Source organism: Reichenbachiella versicolor, from assembly GCF_003171675.1.
Taxonomy (GTDB): Bacteria; Bacteroidota; Bacteroidia; order Cytophagales; family Cyclobacteriaceae; genus Reichenbachiella; species Reichenbachiella versicolor.
This window is the reverse complement of the sequence record NZ_QFZQ01000002.1, coordinates 604,228-623,364: the sequence shown is the minus strand read 5'-3', so window position 1 is coordinate 623,364 and position 19,137 is coordinate 604,228. Positions and strand designations below refer to the sequence as shown.

The 19,137-nt window shown below is 36.8% G+C and carries 18 protein-coding genes; 14 read left to right on the top strand and 4 right to left on the bottom strand.

Annotated features, from left to right (window positions below; all coding sequences use genetic code 11):
* Window positions 1-1,377, bottom strand: a complete 1,377-nt coding sequence (gene hisS / locus DKG80_RS07400; protein ID WP_109830676.1) for a histidine--tRNA ligase — start codon at window positions 1,375-1,377, stop codon at window positions 1-3.
* 108 nt (window positions 1,378-1,485) lie between these two features.
* On the opposite strand from hisS, the gene DKG80_RS07395 reads away from it, so the two are divergent.
* Window positions 1,486-2,613: a C40 family peptidase gene (locus tag DKG80_RS07395; protein ID WP_109830675.1), complete on the top strand. Its 1,128-nt coding sequence runs from the start codon at window positions 1,486-1,488 to the stop codon at window positions 2,611-2,613.
* A 42-nt stretch (window positions 2,614-2,655) separates the two neighbouring features.
* Here the strand turns inward: DKG80_RS07395 and DKG80_RS07390 are convergent, their stop codons facing one another.
* The 3 genes from DKG80_RS07390 to DKG80_RS07380 all read right to left on the bottom strand — a co-directional run bounded on the left by DKG80_RS07390 (window position 2,656) and on the right by DKG80_RS07380 (window position 4,789).
* Window positions 2,656-2,940 carry a hypothetical protein gene (locus DKG80_RS07390; RefSeq protein WP_109830674.1) on the bottom strand — a complete coding sequence of 95 codons (285 nt, stop codon included), beginning with the start codon at window positions 2,938-2,940 and terminating at the stop codon, window positions 2,656-2,658.
* 333 nt (window positions 2,941-3,273) lie between these two features.
* Entirely contained in the window at window positions 3,274-3,582 is a 309-nt protein-coding gene (locus tag DKG80_RS07385; protein WP_109830673.1) for a hypothetical protein, read from the bottom strand.
* Window positions 3,583-3,679: 97 nt separating this feature from the next.
* Window positions 3,680-4,789 (bottom strand): glycosyltransferase family protein, encoded by a 1,110-nt coding sequence (locus tag DKG80_RS07380; protein ID WP_109830672.1) that lies wholly within the window; start codon window positions 4,787-4,789, stop codon window positions 3,680-3,682.
* Between the two features lie 708 nt (window positions 4,790-5,497).
* Here DKG80_RS07380 and DKG80_RS07375 point away from each other — a divergent pair.
* The 13 genes from DKG80_RS07375 (at window position 5,498) to DKG80_RS07315 (ending at window position 19,057) form a co-directional block, all read left to right on the top strand.
* Window positions 5,498-6,385, top strand: coding sequence for a DUF6602 domain-containing protein (locus tag DKG80_RS07375; protein ID WP_162555744.1), 888 nt, complete (start codon window positions 5,498-5,500; stop codon window positions 6,383-6,385).
* Complete coding sequence (locus DKG80_RS07370; RefSeq protein WP_109830670.1) at window positions 6,382-7,440, top strand: nucleoid-associated protein; 1,059 nt, start codon at window positions 6,382-6,384, stop codon at window positions 7,438-7,440. Before DKG80_RS07375 ends, DKG80_RS07370 begins: the two co-directional genes overlap by 4 nt.
* Window positions 7,441-7,585: 145 nt before the next feature.
* Window positions 7,586-8,194: a DUF4145 domain-containing protein gene (locus DKG80_RS07365; RefSeq protein WP_109830669.1), complete on the top strand. Its 609-nt coding sequence runs from the start codon at window positions 7,586-7,588 to the stop codon at window positions 8,192-8,194.
* A gap of 174 nt (window positions 8,195-8,368) precedes the next feature.
* Entirely contained in the window at window positions 8,369-9,079 is a 711-nt protein-coding gene (locus DKG80_RS07360) for a hypothetical protein (RefSeq protein ID WP_109830668.1), read from the top strand.
* A gap of 170 nt (window positions 9,080-9,249) precedes the next feature.
* Entirely contained in the window at window positions 9,250-10,077 is an 828-nt protein-coding gene (locus tag DKG80_RS07355; protein ID WP_162555743.1) for a hypothetical protein, read from the top strand.
* A 474-nt stretch (window positions 10,078-10,551) separates the two neighbouring features.
* Complete coding sequence (locus tag DKG80_RS07350; RefSeq protein ID WP_109830666.1) at window positions 10,552-11,553, top strand: hypothetical protein; 1,002 nt, start codon at window positions 10,552-10,554, stop codon at window positions 11,551-11,553.
* Window positions 11,554-11,599: 46 nt separating this feature from the next.
* Window positions 11,600-12,181 carry a hypothetical protein gene (locus tag DKG80_RS07345; protein ID WP_109830665.1) on the top strand — a complete coding sequence of 194 codons (582 nt, stop codon included), beginning with the start codon at window positions 11,600-11,602 and terminating at the stop codon, window positions 12,179-12,181.
* 176 nt (window positions 12,182-12,357) lie between these two features.
* The gene (locus tag DKG80_RS07340) at window positions 12,358-13,752 is read left to right on the top strand and encodes a T9SS type A sorting domain-containing protein (protein WP_109830664.1); all 1,395 of its coding nucleotides are present in this window, start codon (window positions 12,358-12,360) and stop codon (window positions 13,750-13,752) included.
* 209 nt (window positions 13,753-13,961) lie between these two features.
* Window positions 13,962-14,816: a helix-turn-helix domain-containing protein gene (locus DKG80_RS07335; RefSeq protein WP_109830663.1), complete on the top strand. Its 855-nt coding sequence runs from the start codon at window positions 13,962-13,964 to the stop codon at window positions 14,814-14,816.
* 168 nt (window positions 14,817-14,984) lie between these two features.
* Complete coding sequence (locus tag DKG80_RS07330) at window positions 14,985-15,740, top strand: SDR family NAD(P)-dependent oxidoreductase (RefSeq protein ID WP_109830662.1); 756 nt, start codon at window positions 14,985-14,987, stop codon at window positions 15,738-15,740.
* A gap of 74 nt (window positions 15,741-15,814) precedes the next feature.
* Entirely contained in the window at window positions 15,815-16,861 is a 1,047-nt protein-coding gene (locus tag DKG80_RS07325; RefSeq protein WP_109830661.1) for a flavin monoamine oxidase family protein, read from the top strand.
* A 609-nt stretch (window positions 16,862-17,470) separates the two neighbouring features.
* On the top strand, window positions 17,471-18,313 hold the full coding sequence (locus tag DKG80_RS07320) for a 2,3,4,5-tetrahydropyridine-2,6-dicarboxylate N-succinyltransferase (RefSeq protein WP_245906971.1): 843 nt from the start codon (window positions 17,471-17,473) through the stop codon (window positions 18,311-18,313).
* A 6-nt stretch (window positions 18,314-18,319) separates the two neighbouring features.
* Window positions 18,320-19,057, top strand: a complete 738-nt coding sequence (locus DKG80_RS07315) for an alpha/beta hydrolase (protein WP_109830660.1) — start codon at window positions 18,320-18,322, stop codon at window positions 19,055-19,057.
* Window positions 19,058-19,137: the final 80 nt, after the last annotated feature.

Here is a 19,137-nt window from a genome sequence, read left to right as displayed (position 1 = left end):
TTATGACTTTAAATTATCCTTAATAGTAGAAATGATGCTTTCGGGTGATAAGTTCTCTTGATTACCATCTAGCATGTTTTTCAAAACATACTCGCCAGATTTGATTTCATCCTCACCGATTACTATTACAAACGGTACGTTGCGCTTATTAGCATACGTCATCTGCTTTTTCATCTTGGATGCATCCGGATACAACTCTGCGTTGATGGAAGCAGCTCTTAGTGAACTTAGTAGTTTGATACTGGCAGACTGTGTCTCTTCTCCAAAATTAACAATTACCACCTGCAGGTCTGAATCACTAGATGCTGGAAACAATTCTAGTTCTTCTAGTACATCGTAGATCCTATCGACACCGAATGAAATTCCCACTCCTGATACATCTTTCAGTCCAAATACACCGGTAAGATTGTCATAGCGACCACCACCACAGATACTGCCGATTTTGACACCGTTGGCTTTTACTTCGAAGATGCTTCCAGTATAGTAGGAGAGACCTCTAGCTAACGTAATGTCCAGTTCGAGATGACTATCCTGAAGATCAAAAGCCTCCAAGTATGTCAAAATTTCTTTGGTTTCTTTAAGTCCTTCTTTACCTATCTCACAGTCTGTGAAGAACCCTTCTAAGAACTCCAAATTGGCTTGTAAATCAGAACCGATAGAGAAGATAGGGTCTAGCTTTTTTAAGTTTTCGGCATCGAAACCATTGTTTTCTAGCTCTTCGATCACTTTTTCTTTACCGATCTTGTCTAGTTTGTCAATGGCTACACAGAGCTCCGTTTCTTTACCTGGAGCCCCAATCACCTCGGTAAAACCTTGGAGAATCTTTCTGTTATTGATTTTGATCGTGAAGTTTTCAAGGTTGAGATTTTCAAATACTTCATTGATCATTACTATGATTTCTGCTTCACAAAGTAGAGAGTTGGTGCCCACTACATCGGCGTCGCATTGGTAAAACTCTCTGTATCGACCTTTTTGTGGACGATCAGCTCTCCATACTGGTTGGATTTGAAATCTTTTGAATGGAAAAGTGATGTCATTTCGGTTCATGACTACATACCTAGCAAACGGTACGGTCAAGTCGTAGCGAAGTCCTTTTTCAGAGACTTTGTTCAATAGCGCTTTGCTACCTGCTTTATAGTCATCCTCGGAGGTCTTACTAAGAAAGTCTCCTGAGTTCAGAACCTTGAAGAGTAGTTGATCACCTTCGTCTCCATATTTACCAGTCAAGACCGATAGATTTTCCAAAGTCGGCGTTTCTAATTGCGAAAAGCCAAACTTTTGATAAACGGCCTTGATAGTGTTGAAAATGTAATTCCTTTTGGCCATTTGCTGCGGGCCAAAATCTCTCGTTCCTCTTGGTATTGAAGGTTTTTGCACAGTACTCGATCTAAAAATTTTGGCAAAACTACGAATCGCAACTCGTTGGCGCAATGTTTTATACGCATTAACGATCGATCGGACGAGTCGATTCTTTAGTTTAGCTATATGAAAAACACATTCTTCCTTCTACTAGTTTCTGTTTTAGTCTATGCCTGTCAACTAGAAAACGGCCAGGACTTGATCAAAGTGACCGAAACGATCGATAGCCTCAAGGCTTCGTATGCACCAGATAAAAGGGTAGCTTGGTTTGATATAAAAGCTAAATGGCAGGATAAGAAACTTCAATTGACAGGTGTAACAGATCAACCTGAGGCTTATGCTCGGTTAATAGAACACATGGAGCAGTCCGGATTGGAATGGCAAGAATCCATTGAACAACTTCCAGATGCTAAGGCTAAAGAGACACCCTATGCCGTGGTCAATAATAGTGTAGCCAACATTCGTTCTGATCATAGACATAGCAGTGAACTTGCTACTCAGGCAGTATTGGGAACGGTAGTGAAAGTACTGAAGGTCTTAGACGAATGGTATTTGGTTCAGACTCCAGATCAATACATCTCATGGGTCGATCACGGAGGAGTGAAATTGATGACGCAAAAAGAAATCGACGAGTGGAATGCTTCTGAAAAAGTAATAGTAACTGAAATGACTGGTGAAGTACTTGGGGAATACGGTCAGCAGATTTCAGACTTGGTACTGGGAAGTCAATTGAAGTTGATAGATGAGAAGGACGATGAATTTGTAGTAGAATACCCTGATGGGAGAGTAGGAACTATTTATAAGACAGTGGCAAAGAAGTATAGTCAATGGAAAAGTGATTTGGTACCTTCTGCCCAAGTTTTAGATCACTATGCTAGACCATTTTTAGGATTGCCCTATCTCTGGGGAGGAACATCTTCCAAAGGGGTAGACTGTAGTGGATTCACTAAAACACTTTATGCGATGAATGGGATGACCTTAGCTAGAGATGCTTCTCAACAAGTCAATCAAGGGGTGAAAGTGGAGGCTGGAACCCAGTTCGAAAACCTTCAAAAAGGAGATTTGTTGTTTTTTGGAAGGCCAGCTACTGATTCTACCAAACGTCGTGTAACTCATGTAGGAATGTGGCTCGAAGATCAGTTGATGATACACTCATCTCAGCGAGTTCGTTTGAGTAGTTTTGATCCTAGCTCAGCGCTATACGATGAGTTTAATTTGAATCGTTTCTTAGAGGCGAGGCGGTACTTAAAGTAAATAGCTACTCTTTCAAAAGTAGCTATTACGTTCAAGAAATTGTTAATCCTCTAAACAAGCAAAGTATGCTGCTAGTACGACTGCTGTTTCTTCTTCAGTAGGTTCGTAATCGTCATCCTGCCATTTGCTGTAATCTATTTTATCAGCGATTTTTGGAATAGCGCATTCACATACTGCTTGAGTGTCTCCATCTTCTACACACTCTTTAATCGCAGCTTCTTGCTCTTCAGAAGACCATCCACCGTCTTCGTCGTCATCACATGATACTATTGTAAAAGTTAGAGAAGCTATAAAAGCAAAAAGTAGTGATTTGAATAAATGTTTCATGTTTAGTTAATTGTTTTAGTTTGTAATTATTTGAATATAAGTAAATTATGTTTGATGGAAAAGTTGTGGTCGAAAGAATAGCCGTAAAACCCTTTTTACTTATGGCAAACTAGTCGACAGGTCAATCGATATTATTATATCTCAGAATCGTTTTTGATTAGAAGTAAGGAGGTATTTGAGGCAGTAAGTTTGTTTTGTAGAAGGTATCTTCAAGAGGTAAGCCTGAGTTGGATTAATTATATTATTACAAGACACCATTGCTGGTGCGAGCTCAATGACCTTAACTTAACGACATTGAGCTTGCGCTAGCGGTGTTTTGAGTGTTTTTATCTTCTAAAAAGCCAGTGAAACACCGCACTGTCTCATAGCTGTAGAGAGTGCTTCTTTTTCATCCGATGACATTTCATAGCTATTGTCAATAAGGTTGTCATAACTAATAATCGTAGAAACCCTGTCGGCAAGACAGTCGCATTCTCTTTCATTGCCAGAGAAGCCATTTTCTCCGTCTTGGCATGAAGCAGAAAAGAGAACCTTATTATTGTTGGCCCACTCTATCTTTTCCTCTTCCTCATCGCAGGATACAATGGTCAAGGCAAATGATACTAGGATGGTACTTAAGAATGGTTTTAGTAAATAGTTCATGTGTTAGTAGAATAGTTTTAGTTTTTCCAATATTTGAACACGGGAATGCCAAATGGTCTTTGGAAAGAGGTGGGATTAAGTATGTCTAACGCTAGTCCTAAGAAATAAGTATTCGACGCACAGATTTTATCATTTCAGTCGATTCAGTATCCCAAACTACGTGGCTTCGATCAAAGTCTTCGTTTATTTGATAATCAGTTTGAGTATTTAAGAAATCATCAATTTCAAAATGGTCATAGTCTATCTTGATGCCTAGACGATGCTTTTCCAGAGACTGGCTCCACATTGCGCCACTTTCGTAGATGCAGCTGACCTTAGCAGCGACGTACTCAAATACCTTCGTAGGCATGCAGTATTGATTGCTAGGATTAAGTCTATAAGCGATAAAACCAAAGTCCGCCGAATGAATGACTTCCAAAATCTTGTCATAAGGAATCGGATCTATTGAGATATCTTTCTCAATAAAACTGTATTGTTCAGACTCCAGTTCGTTCCAGATGCTCTTGTCAGGACAATGCCCTGCTATCCTAAATCTATAATTAGGCGCCGAAGCCTTGATCTGCTTCATGAACTTGAGACATCTCAATATGCCATTGCTCTCTGTCAAAGTACCAGTGAAAACGAAAGTAGGGCGAGAGTGTAAAGACTTTTCTTCCACTAGTAGATGGTTCAACGCCTTGTTCTCAAGAATAGTAGACCGCTTGCTCGTGAAAAGTAGCTCTCTAGCGTAAGACTTTTCCGCTAAAAAGAAATGGTCGAAATAGCCGCACAGTACTGTTTCTTTGAGTCTAACAGCTATAGCTAATCCAGTTTTGACAAGTGTAGAATAGTTGTTTTGATACCAGAGATTGTAGAAATAGTTCTCTTGGATATCATATATGATCTTGCAACCCAATCGGAACTTGGCTTTGATACTGGTAGCCAACAATTCGTGAGTAGTACAGATAATAAGGTCAGGTTTGATTTCCTTCAATTTGTTCCAGATCACTTTGCGTTGTTTGAATCGCTCCTTGCTTTTGGGGTTAAAAGCAGAAAGAGAATGAAAGCGAATGTGGTCAGCATCTTCGTGTACTGTCTGGCTAGGATAGCCGATCAAGTCAATCAGGTAATCACCAGTTTGTGCGAGAGTCTTGGTGAATTTTTCATAAGAACGGATGTCATCCACAGGCTTGAGGATGGAGATAATAGCGATTCTCTTTGGATTCATGCCCCAAAGCTACGCTAGAGCTTTTTAACTAGAGCTGTTTATTTATGTCATCGCACGTTTGTCTATAATAAGGTGATGATTCTATAGGATTACTTACTCGACCACTGGGTGATGTTCGGTGAACTTACGTGGATGATAATTTGCCCTAGATCGATAAGTTCGTTCTTTAAACTTATTTAAGGAAGAAACTGAAATCCTGACTGCGCATATTTTTTCAAAAACCTTAACTACGCATATTTTTCTAGATCTCAACCGCGCATATTTTTTTTCAGACGAAATAAATATGCGTGGTTGTTTTGAGTTAGCATATATGCGTAGGGGTGTCACGCATATATGCGTGGTTCATTTAAGTCACGCATATGGTTTTTTTGAGTCACGCATATTTTTTTCAAACACAGTTACGCATATTTTTTTTTGAAAATCAATCACGCATATTTTTACTTACTCTGGCCACGCATATTTTTTTACAGATTCGAATCACGCATATTTTTTTGAAGTCTAATTTATTAGTAATTACGCTACGTCGCTCTACAAAAAAAAATCAATGGAACGTGTGATTTGAAGTAAAAAGCAGTTAAGCGTCATTTTGGTTTGTTGGTAGCTTCGGATAGGCTATTTTAGAGAGGATTAATTGACACCTTTTTAAAACAGGCGTATTTTGAATGGATGACATTTGTTGTTTGTTAGATATATAGTTTGCTATGAAGATTGATTTTTGAAACAATGGAGTTAAAGCCATTCAATACCCTTCCTATTTTTGAATACTTCAGACATGATTTGGAAAAAATATTAATGGCCCATAGGCTTTCAGGCTCTATTCGAAAAGATCTTAAGAATATTCGTGCAAGTGGAGATGAAGTTGAATTAGCAGTAAAAGATTTTTTTGCAAGGAAACTGTTTCCAAAGTATCATGTTTGTGATGGACATATAGTCGATAAAAACCTAAAGGTAAGTCCTCAGTATGATATTGTCATTTCCGAAAATGAGAAAAACCCTGTTCTCTTCAATCTATCAGATAAATCAGAGTTAGTATATTTTGAATCTACCTATTGTTTTGCAGAAGTTAAATCCTCTTTCTATAAATCTGATTTAATAGAGTCTTTTTCAAATAATATAGCAAGAACAAAGAATGAACTTGTCAGAGATGATATTTCACCTGCTTATATTGAAACCTCAGGTTCGGGTTTTTATGTTGAGAAACCTTTAACAAAACTTCCATTTCGAAATCCGTTATTTACATTTATGACGTTCGTTGATTCTTCTCAATGCGATGCCCATAAAATAGGAAACTATCTAAATAAAGAGGATAATAGAAATCTTCCCAATTTCATCTGTTTTTTAGATCTCGGAATCGTTTTCAACGTGAATAAACAGCTATTTGAAGAAGAAAAAGTTAAAATCAATCTTTACCCAGAGTTTGAAACAGAAGATAATATTTGGGTTCTATTTCAAATGGAGGGAGAACACAATACCCTTACATACCAATATATGCTAGTACTAGAACACCTTAATTCAACTGTTGTTTCTCCTGTAAAGAATAGAGAATATACAAAAAATATGTTTGATTTTTCATTTTCCAATTTTCATAAATTATGAGTTTAACTGACCTAGAAATTGTAAGTATTAATAGGCTAATTGCCCACGAAGTACATCCGAAAACCAAAGAACTTGAAGCGTTTGCTGTAACTTCTAATGAATTATTAACCATTGGAGATGATGATAAGGGTATTCTAAAAAATAGACTTCATGAAGCTTTGTCTAAGACAAATAAGACATTCAAATTAGAATTTCAAGACGAATCTGAGAGGAGTGTTTTTTCCTTTTTAAAGTCATTTGATGACCTTAATGATGAAAAATTTTTGGAAAATTCTCAAGAACTTGCTCACAAATTAGCGGGAGCCCATTATCGTGCTAAAATCCCAGGAGGATACTGCCTTATAGGAGATGGGAGAACTTCTCAAAATCAAAACTTTTTTTTCATAATCAAGGCCGAGCTTCAAGAAGTTTTTAGTATTTCCGGACATGAACTTCAAGTTATAGAAGATGTATTTCTTTCTCCTGCAAAAGACTTTTATAAAATAGGGTTCTTTATCAAAGAAGGTTCGACATTTAGACCTTACATGTATGATGATTTATTTAATCTGCAAAAGAAAGACTTAACAGAATATTTCTATGGAAAATTTCTTGGGCTCACTACAGACCGCAATGACAAACTAAAATCAAAGAACTTTTACAATGATTCTAAGTTCTTCATTGAATCCAATGTCAACAATTTAAGCGACAGAGTAGGTTTACTGAAAGCCTTAGACGTGATGTATCGAGAGCAAACCTCAGGAATTATTTCTCCTAGAGATTTTTCTAATAACTATCTAGAAGGTAGGTTGAAAACGAGATTTGAATACGAAATAATACGAGAAAAATATTCTGAGCCCTTTACTAAGGATGTTTCTCTACTTTCTCACAAATTAAAACTTAAACGAATTTCTATTCCATTAGCATGTGATTTATCAATTATAGGCTATCCTGATGAACTAGAAAGTATAAAAGTAATTGACGGTGAATCAAATAGTTCAGTGAATGACTTACAATTGGAAATTAATAATGGTTTGGAAGACAAGATAGTGGTTGTTTTACAAAAAATGGAGAACTAAAAAAAGCATACAATCGACTGTATAAAGTTATGCTGCGAAAATAGTAGTTTCAATTGTGCTACGTTTGATTTATCTATGTAAAATAATATTACTAATATCTCTAATCGCATTCATGTATAGATGTTAGTGTCTATAAATACTGCACATGGTCGTAGAATGTCACGTATGTAATATTAATGTGGATGCCATTGAACACGGTAGCTACCGAGTCGACAACCCTTTGGAACCCCTTGAAGGCGAAATATATAAGTTTCTCAAATGTCCTAAATGCAAAAAACCAATTCTTACAGTTCAAAATCCCGAATTTTTCGCTGATCAAATTCACCTTGGAACACCTCGATTGTTGTTTCCAACTGGAGATTTTCATTTGAACCCAACCATTCCTGAACAATTAAGAAAGTCACTTCAGGAAAGTATACAGTGTTATAGAGGAGGGGCAAATACAGCTACTGCTATAATGTGCAGACGTACCATAGAAGGTTTCTGCTCTTTAAAAGATGTGAAGTCAGGAAATCTTGCAGAATCAATCAAGAAACTAAAAGAAACTGGTATCATTAATAAACAGCTTTTTGAATGGGCTAATCAACTGAGGCTCTTGGGTAATGAAGCTGCTCATAATATTGATTCAACATTTACTTCTACTGACGCTAGAGATATACTGGATTTCACTATCGCAATTCTTGATTTTTCTTATTCTTTTAAACAGAAGTTTGATGATTTTATAGAACGAAGAAAAAATATTAATAATCGATGATATAAGCTGGTCAGTTCAGAATGAAGTGTAAGGTTATAGTATACTATGAAACTCTGATGATCCTTATTATAAATCGAAAATTCACGAGTCAAACTCCAGATTCTACTAAAAGCAAACTATGTAAAAAATGTCCCACAGCAAATATGATAGTTATATTACAATACTTCATAATCCATGAACCATATTGTTGAAGTCTTAATAATACTTGGAGTCATTGCACTCATCATAACCATTTTCAAATACCCTAGGGATGCAGGAAAAACAGTTCTTAGTATTCTTTTCCTTCCATTCGTGCGAATTTGGAATATCATACTTTTCATTCTATTTCCTATAGATCTACTGATTAGTTTTATTGAAGATAGTTTCGGTACCAACTTCTTTACTAAGTACTTAAACAAAGAATCAAGAACTCGTTCTTACAAAACTGAGGGTCGAAAAAATCTAAACTTTAGAATATTTGAAAAATTCATTTTCTTAAACACCATTCCGGATCAGCTTGAGAAACAGCTTATGGAAGCAGATGAGACTTGCCCTGAAGTAACGGTAGATGGTTTTAAGATTCATCGAACTGAAAAATATTCAGTTATAGAGCTGCCTAACATTGAATTTTACGGATTTAGTTTCATGATCCAGTGGTTAACTGAATTCGTAGAAAATGTGGAAGTATATGGATATGCTGATAGTGGAAGAAGTCAATTTTTAATGTTTGTTGATAAAAACAGTGAAAACGATCTTATTGGGCTAACAAATACGGCTAAAAAATTCTTTGTGACTTTATATGATGATTTAGATCAACAACAGTTTCTACGTTTAAATCAGTCCATACAGGTTAAGACAGAATTAACTACGGAATCTCTAGGACAGCTTATAAAGGAAGTTATATAGCATTGTGGTATATACGGGAAGGTTTAGAGATAAAGAGAAGTATTTAGTGTTTTTAGAAATCCTGTTGATTCTGCGCTGTACTTAGTGTAAATCAAAAAATGTATGAGTCGAATCTCAGATTCGACTATATTCATATAGTAATAAATTGTATAATTAACAATCATAGCATTTTGAGGTTAGCCACAATGAGATTGTGTAAATCAATAATAGTCTTTCTTTTTCTTAATAGTTTTCTATCGTTACATGGACAAGACGTTGACAAACGACAACTCTTTGGTGAATGGAAAGCGAATAATCAAGACAGTACCTATTACAAGAATGACACAATTACACTTTTCTTAGATGTAAATCATAAATTTCAAACCAACACTTGTAAACTCGTCCAATGGAGAATTGGGAAGAAATCATTCAAAAAAGTAAATTCTTTCATATGCACTGAACCTGGAAGACTGAACTCTTCAGTACGCAATGAAAAACTAAAACTGAAGAATACTGATTTTGGTCAAACAATTGTTTTAAGTCGACAGGGAGTAATATTTGACAAGTTCAAAATATTACAATTCAAAGAACAAAGTGTAAATCGTTACCCTTATGAAATAAAACAACTTACTGTTTTAAGGTTTGATGAATTATCTCAAAACAAATTGTTCAACTATGTTGATTCAATTCTCTTTAATGTGCTAGGATACGAACCTAGTGAATTAGACTCAACTGTATATAAACCAAACTTAGGAACGGCTGTTAAGAAACCTAAAGTCTTAAAAATTAGAGATAGACAAGAGCAAGACCTTAAACCCATATTAATAATTAATGGGCACATAGTTGAAAATTATGAGATGTTAAAAGAGTTTCTTTTTGTTGAAGCAATAGATGTCCAATATTTAACTAAAGAAGATATGGGAGCCACTTCAATATGTGGAGGGAGAGCATTAAATGGAGTAATATCGATGGTCTTATCCAAGAAGAAGTTTAAAAAGGTTTTTAGAGACTTTAACTAGATCATTTCAACCTCCCTGTACCAAAATTAATCTCTCCTGCGGTATGAAAGAGGTTCCCTGCACGTTACAAGACCTTCCCTGCACCAAATTGACTGTTCCCTGCGGAGTTTTATTATGCTCCCTGCGCTATCCGACACTTTTCCTGCGCCGCAGGGAGATCAAAAAATCACGAAGGGAGGTGTGGATTGATTGTACATAGAGAGGTCGTCATCCCAGAAATCACCAAGACCGATAGGTCGGGGAATTATCTGGGATCTCACAGTAGCTATATGCAGGAACATTGAGATCTTGGATAGTTTTTCTTTGTTGTCGCTAGAAAACCTTCCGAGATGACGAACGGTTTTTTTGATTTAATAATCTCTGGTAATTGGTACAAATTCATTCATCTTGCGACGATCTTATAGAGTTTTCTATCTGATAACAGGTGCACAGCACCATGAAGTAGAACTTATTTACATTATACAACATCATAAAATGAACTTTGAAAAATATTTCCTGATTGGAGTTTTAATGCTGACATCGACAAAACTGTTTAGTCAGCATGATAGTGGATACTATATGGATTGGAACACTGACCATACACAGAGAACAATAAAGCCTTCTATCAAATTGACAGAAAAGGAAGCCCAATCAATCAATTGCTATAAAGTAACCTTCGATGAGCAGGGAAGACTTCAAAGAGTGGAATATTTTGTCTCTGGTAAGAAAAGCTCGAACGCAAGCTATGGAGCGCACATGATGGAAGTGAAATATTTCTCAGATCATAAGGAAGAGTCATTCAGAAACACAGAGAATAAAAGAGTATCGAATCAAAATGGAATATGGCTATGTAAGTATTCTCTTAATGAAGAAGGGTATTGGACAAGAAAAGAGAATCACGGTAAGAAAGGTAATCTCAAAGAACAGTATGGAGTAGCTGTATGGAAAGTATACAGAGATTACCAAAACAGAAGGTTAAGCGAGATTCGATTTAATTCAAGCCTAGATACTATCCCAGACCCAAACGGATTTAAGGTTACCCATTTCACTTATAATGAAGATGGATTCATCACCTCTCGCCAAAATAGAGACCAAAGAGGGGAATTACAGAATGGTAAATATGGATATGCAAAAGTTGTTTTTCATATGAACCAAGATGGACAGTTTTATGGAGAAGAATTTCTTGACAGTAAGTCAAAGTTGGTTAATAGCACCAGTTTGGGGTATGCCAAAATAGACATGAGAGATTTTAATAAATATGGGAAAAACAGACGTTTTTACTTCACTGACGAATCGGGGTATCCATCGAAAGAAAAAGCCATGGGCGTCGTAACATATCATGAAAATATGGCTAAGGACGAAGTCGTATACTACGACAGGAATGGGAATCAAACAAAAGATCCGAAGGTGAGAGCAAAGTCGAAGTATATATATGATGAAAATGGAGAATACATTAAAAGGATAAACTACAACTATGAAGGTGAGGTCATTCAATGACCTCATAGTTTAGATGCTGGGTTTTATTTCACCATTAAGGTAGGTTATGAGACAATTCTTATTTTCGGTAGTTTTTGTACCATTTTTTCTATTTAACAGTTTATTCGTATTCTCTCAAGAAGACCCAACAATTCTTGAAATTAGAAAGAAGTATAAAATATGGCAACCTATTCTAGGGAGTGGATTGAATGGAGCAACTCAACTTTTTCATTATGCTTGGAGAGATAATTTTCAAAATAATGATTGGTATCTTGAAGAACTGACATCGGAAGATAAATTTCTGTTTCAAAAAGTAAATTTGATAGAAAAAGCTAATCTTGGAACATTCGTCAACTGTTACAATTTCTCAATATCTGCTGATTGGACTATAGTAGCTGACTACTATTTTGGTCAGAATAATAAACTTTATTTTATCTTTTGGCGGATGAATACATTCAGGGCTGAAGAACCTTTGACAATCGAAAAAAGACTCTATTTTGACTCTAAAGGTGATCTTATTCGAAATCTGATTTCGGTATATAAGATGAACACCAAGGAGAAATCAACAGCTAGTTTTGATGATCAAGAAGTTGAATATCATCCCGATCTTACCAAGATGGGTTTTTATGATAAATGGAAAAGTAAATAATGTTTTTATTCCCTTCACTCTTGGCTTTTGAAGTGATTCAGTACTAGTAAAGGGGATTGCCTATTCACATGAGTAAATAGTTGTGTGAGAATGTTAAGTGGCAGAATATTAGAGTTTTGAATCTAACAAGTTGACAAAAAGTTTGTTACTTTGACCAAGTATGAACTGATAAACCTATGATAAAAATCCTCCTCACCCCTCCCTTCCTAAGTGCCTTTTTAGTACTTCTTATAGCATTGCCTTCCAAAACCACAGCACAGTCTGACAGATACGAATCTAGAAAGTATAAAGATGGAATCGTTTCCAAAGAGTTTTGGTACGGGAATAATGGTAAGCTTGATAGTCTGAAGTCATATTACAAGAATGGGAAACTCAAAGAGTCCTTCTACTTCAATGATAACGGAAGACCCAATGGAGCGTGTACCCAGCATGACCTACAGGGAGAATTGATGGTGACATGGACCTTTGAACATGGTAAGCTAAGAAATAGAGTAGACCATTTTCAACGCACCAATATCAAGAATCAAGAAAGAATGGAGCGAACCTATGCCAAGTTGGACTCTCTTAATAAGGCTACTGATTATAACCCTAAAAAATATAGACTGATCTATTGGCGAGCTCAGATGAGGGCTACACTTGGCAATGACTATCTGGCACTTCGTGACTTTAATACTTTTAGGAGGTTTATGACTTCTGAGAGAGGACAGAGAGTCCCTGCCAAAACGAAAGCCAATGTATACGATCGATTGGCTGTTTTGTATGGTCAAGAAGAGTTGGAAAATTACGCCCTGCACTATCGTCACAAAGCCCTGAAAGAAACGCCAGATGACAATCGTCTTAAATACAACATGGCGTACTATTTATATAAAATCAAGTCGTATCACTTAGCCATTAGATATATAGATGAGGTCAAGATGAAATGGCCCAAGCACAATTTCTCCAATTGGACACTAGGGGCTATTTATTCAGATCTTGGTGAATATGAGAAGTCCTTGGACTTTCTGAATCAAGCCTTGGAAAGAGAAGAAAGCATATACAAGCATAATTCAGGACGGGCAGAAAGAGATTTGCGTACTATAAAAGGACTAGTTCAGCACAAATTAGGAGATACAAAGGAGGGCATAGAAACTTTGGAAGAAGCGCTAGAGATTAACCCCAATAACTCATTTGCTAATCGAAATATGGGGGAGATCTATTTCGATAGAGGTAATGATAAGAAGGCCTGCCGATATTTTACCAAGGCTAGTACGCTCGGGTATACCCAAATTCATGACCGTGAAGACTTAGCGTATTTCATAGAAAAGACATGTAATCAAGAAGCCCCAGAGCCATTGCCTTCGTATGCATCGTTACCCTATATTTTCCCTAATCCAGCCATCAATTTTGTTGAAATCGCCAATTGGGCTCCTCAAAAATTTCAATACGTTATCTATGACTATCAATACAAGCTATTGGAACAAGGAAAGACTGAAGATGGTATCGTTAAAGTTTCCATGCTATCAAGAGGAGTGTATCTATTGAAAATTGCCGCTCAAGGAGAATCACATACATTGAGGTTGATTATAGAATGAACTGATTGTATATAGTTAGTTCGTTTCAAACACCATCAAAATCTATTGCTGAGCTGTTCAGACGTACTATTTTCTTTAATTATTTTATGAATTCGATATAAATCGTTTTTGATTCTTCAAGACTTAATTTTCAAGCCAATAGTAGGATAGAGGATTATATTTGAATTTTAAACACTCATATTCACAACTCGGACGGCTTTGAAGCACAAATGAAAACGTATCACTTACACAAAAATGACTCATCAAAACTTCATTTTGAGCTAAAGGAAACCAAGCCATATTTCTTTGTCAACGAAGACAAAGCATCAAAACCTCACAGACATACTTTTTTTCAAATCCTCTGGTTCAAGGAAGAAGGGCGGCACTATATTGACTATGAAGTAATAGATCATCCGGCCAATTCTGTATTCTTGGTTAACCAAAACCAAGTACACTATTTCTGCCCAGAGTCCAGTAACGAAGGATATTTGTTTCATTTCAATGACTCGTTTATATCAAAACTATCCATGGACCTGTTGTTTAGGTTTTCGGTTTCTATATTCAGTGAAATAGGTCAGCCATTCATTCATTTGACAGAAGGGCAAGTAGAAAAAGTAGGGTCGATTACTGACTCTATCATGTCAGAGCTAGATGATCAAGAGGAGAACTTTGAAAATATAGTTATGCATCAGTTCTTGAACTTATTGTTCGAGCTTGAAAGGATTAAAAAGAAACAAACAACCTACACGATAGATTCAAATTCAGACTTCTCAATAATTGTAAAGTTCAAACAACTCATTATTGAAAACATTAGTCAGAACTTAAGCATTCAAGACTATTCAAAACAGCTAGGGGTTTCAGCAAAGAGACTTACTTCACTTACGAAACAGTACACCTCGCTCACCCCCGCCAATCAGATAAAAGAACTAAAAGTGCTAGAAGCTAAGCGCAAACTATCCAATAAAAATATATCAATAAAAGAAGTTGCCTATAGTCTGGGTTTTGATCAGCCTACCTATTTCACCAAGTTCTTTAAAAAGGAAACCTCTACCACACCCAAACAGTTTCAAGAACAGTTACTCTAAATTACCATTCTTAGGCTCCAGATTGCCATTAGTGGTAAGGTCAGCCCTCTAGTTTTGTCGCATATAATTAGAACAGTTTAATCAGGAAGAAAGGTGAAAATAAAAGCTACTGCCTCCAGTTGCAGGGTTTTTGAAATCGTCATCTGAATTCCATGCAAATCCAATATTATGACGGAACAGGCAATCATAGTAGGCGGTACTACCGGAATGGGAAAAGCTACTGCTGAATTATTATTAAAAGACGGGATAGAAGTAATTGTAATAGGTCGCCCTAATAAGAACCTAGATGATGTAAAGAATGAACTATCAACTTTTGGGAAAGTTAGCGCCGTAGGAGTGGATCTTTTTGACCAAGAGTCAGTTCAGAACTTCATCCATTCACTAGAAGCTATTGCACCAAATGTCAAGTATCTAGTCAATTCAGCAGGGTACTTTAGCCCAAAATCTTTTTTGGAACACTCAGAGGAGGATTATGAAACATATCATGCTTTCAATAAGGCATTCTTTTTTATCACTCAAGCAGTGTCAAAACTTATGCAGTCAAATGGCAATGGAGCAATAGTAAATGTTGGTTCAATGTGGGCTAAACAAGCCATCAAAGCGACTCCTTCGTCAGCCTATTCTATGGCCAAAGCAGGATTGCATAGTTTGACACAGCATTTGGCAATGGAACTAGCAGAGTATAATATTAGAGTCAATGCAGTGTCTCCTGCAGTAGTAGTCACTCCGATATATGGAGCATTTATAGAAGAGGACAAGATTGAAGAAACCTTACAAGGGTTCAATGACTTTCATCCAATAGGTAGAGTCGGAAGACCTGAGGATATTGCTAAAACCATATATTTCCTATTGACGGACCAAAGCTCATGGGTCACAGGAGCGATTTGGGATATTGATGGAGGAGTAATGGCCGGAAGAAATTAAGCTTCATTTTACAAAAGGGGGAACTTTCTATGCTTCCCCTTATATAATTTGTGTAGATAAATTGTTTAGAAACGATGGTTATAATAATTGGTGCAGGGTTGTCTGGTTTGCTATTAGGGTATCGGCTAAAACAAAAAGATATTCCATTTAAAATACTTGAAGCCAGAGATCGAATAGGTGGTCGCATACATACAGTACTTGATTCATCAGAGACACCTCTTGAGATGGGAGCTACATGGTTTGGTGAGCAGCATGTTGAGCTGAAGAGTTTATTAGATGAGCTAGGTATTGAGTATTTTGAACAGTTCATGAACGGGACTGCATTTTTTCAGCCAATTTCTACATCCCCCGCCAGTTCAGTTCCCATTCCAAGCCAACCACCAAGCTATAGAATCAAAGGAGGGACATCAGCAATTGTTCAAGAGTTAGCCCAGCGCATAGGAGAGGAGCATATCTTATTGAATGAAAATGTAAAAGAGATAAATTTCTCCACTGACGATATTCAAATCATCTCCAAGAAGATCTATCGAGCCTCCAAGGTTATATTAGCCTTACCTCCAAAGCTATGGGCAACCAGTATAAAAGTAATACCGGACTTGCCTCAAGACTTGAAAAACACTGCTTTGAATACGCATACATGGATGGAGCATTCTATAAAAGTTGCTCTAAGCTATCAAGATCCATTTTGGAGAACTAATGGGCAGTCAGGTACATTTTTTAGTAACTCTGGACCAATTTCAGAATTTTATGACCATTGTAATTCAGAACTAAGCAAGTATGCACTATGTGGCTTTTTGAATCCTAGTTACGCTCACCTTAGTAACGAAGAACGTAAGGGGATTGTATTAAACCAAATCGTAAGTGTCTTCGGCGATGAAGCCAAGAATATCATTAACTATGAAGAATTGAATTGGCTAGAAGAGGATAAAACTTATTCTGAAAGTGTTAACCAGCTATACCCTCATGAAAATAATGGTTCTCCCTTATTTCAAGAACCCTATTTTGATTCAAGGCTGTATATCTCATCCACAGAATCATCATCTGCCTATTCAGGGTATATGGAAGGTGCTGTGATCTCTGCAAATTTGACTTTGGATAGGGTTTTGAGGGACAGACATTAGCGAGTTAGCAGAAAAACATTTGAAAAATGTTGGAAATGGTCTGTTATACACGACGCAAAGCTTGCACTAAAAAGCTTGGTCCTTAAATCAGATGCGTTAAGAATTTTGATGGAAAGAAGCGGTCAAAAATTTTACTGTTTGAGGAGGTACGACGAGTTTAAAATTTTTAGCGAAATGGAGTCAAAATTTAGCTTTCTGATTTACAGACTTGACTTCTTTGCTACTTTCTTGGTCAAGCAAGAAAGTAGAGAAATCCCTTATGTAAAGTTTGTTTGAGATACTTGTCAAAATCTATTTCTGAGCTGTTCAAACGTGCTATTTTGTACAATTACCTTATGGATTCCATATATTTCGAGCAAGAGTAAGTTTCTCAGCAAGCCCTAAATAGACAAAGGATTGTTCATAATGAAATAGTCAACTCTAAAACCTCATCTCCCAGTAACTTTTAAGGTGATCCATATTAATTAGATAGTTCATATATTTTTTAGTCTTATTCAGGTACTGAATTGACAGTTTCCGCTTTACAACCCTCAACAATTAACGCCTCGGTTTGTCAAAGCAAAAACAGCGTTTAGATTTGCAGAAATTTTAAGATTCGGTACGGTCCGAATGAATCAAACTGTTATTCAGATTACAATGGAAGACATCAAAAAAATCGTCGAAGAGACTTGGGAAGATAGATCAAAGCTTTCTCAGCCAGAAGTAGTTAAGGCCATAGAGTTCGTCATAGAGGAACTTGACAAAGGTAGATTGAGAACTGCCGAGCCTACTGAAGATGGTTGGAAAGTAAATGACTGGGTAAAGAAGGCGGTAATCCTTTATTTTCCAATCAGAAAAATGGAGAAAATCGAAGTAGGACCATTCGAATTCCATGATAAAATGGCTTTGAAAAAGGACTATGATAAATTAGGAATCAGAGTCGTTCCTCATGCAGTTTCTAGATATGGAGCTTACATCTCAGCTGGTACGGTATTGATGCCTTCTTACGTAAACATAGGTGCATATGTGGACGAAGGAACGATGGTAGACACTTGGGCAACTGTTGGTAGCTGTGCTCAGATCGGTAAAAATGTTCATTTGAGTGGTGGAGTAGGAATCGGCGGTGTGTTGGAGCCTGTACAAGCGGCACCAGTTATCATTGAAGATAATGCTTTCATCGGTTCTAGATGTATTGTAGTAGAAGGCGTAAGAGTAGGGAAAGAAGCTGTATTAGGTGCAGGAGTAACCTTGACCATGAGCTCTAAAGTCATCGATGTGACAGGAGATGAACCTGTAGAGTATAAAGGATACGTTCCAGAGAGATCTGTCGTAATTCCAGGTTCTTATGCTAAGAAATTTCCAGCAGGTGAATACAACGTTCCTTGCGCAATGATCATTGGTAAAAGAAAAGAAAGCACAGATAAGAAAACTTCTTTAAATGATGCTTTGAGAGAGAATAACGTAGCTGTCTAAGCACTTATGAAATACATACTACTTTTTATGATTGCTCTGATTTCGCTTGAAACTCAAGCGATCGAGAAAGTAACCTTCAAATCGGCCGGTGGCGTTAGCGTCACGGCCGATTTGCATTTTAGTCACCCTAAATCTACTCCAGTAATTCTCATGTTTCACCAAGCTGGTTGGAGTCGAGGTGAATATCTAGAAGTAGCGCCAACTTTCAATCAACTAGGATATAACTGCGTAGCGGTAGACTTAAGATCAGGGAACTTGGTTAATGGTGTCAGAAATCAGACCAACGCTGATGCTAAACGACTGATGAAACCGACAAGCTATTTAGATGCCTATCCAGATATGGTAGCTGCTTTGGATTTTGTCAAGTCCTACTGCGATGGAGCTCCGATTATTGTTTTAGGTAGTTCCTATAGTGCTTCATTATCAATTAGATTATCCAGTGAATATTCGTCTATATCAGCTTTGATATTGTTTTCTCCGGGCGAGTATTTTTCATCCGCAGGAAAAGGAAGGGATTACATACAGACTTTAGCTGAGAAAGTAACTGTACCTTCTCTGATAATGAGTTCATACGATGAACAAGAAAATGTTAAGCTCATTTACGCTAAACTATCTTCTGAGAGTAAAATTTTCTTCTACCCAATAGATTCTCCTGGGAATCACGGTGCTAAAGCCCTATACACTAAGTTCTACGATCATAAGCTCTATTGGGAGCGTGTAATGAGTTTTCTGGCTAAGTCATAAGATTTCTTTCTATTCAGTAAGCAAATCACCTAAAGTTTATAATTGGCTATTTCACTGTTACAAACGTCTGGTATCGGTAC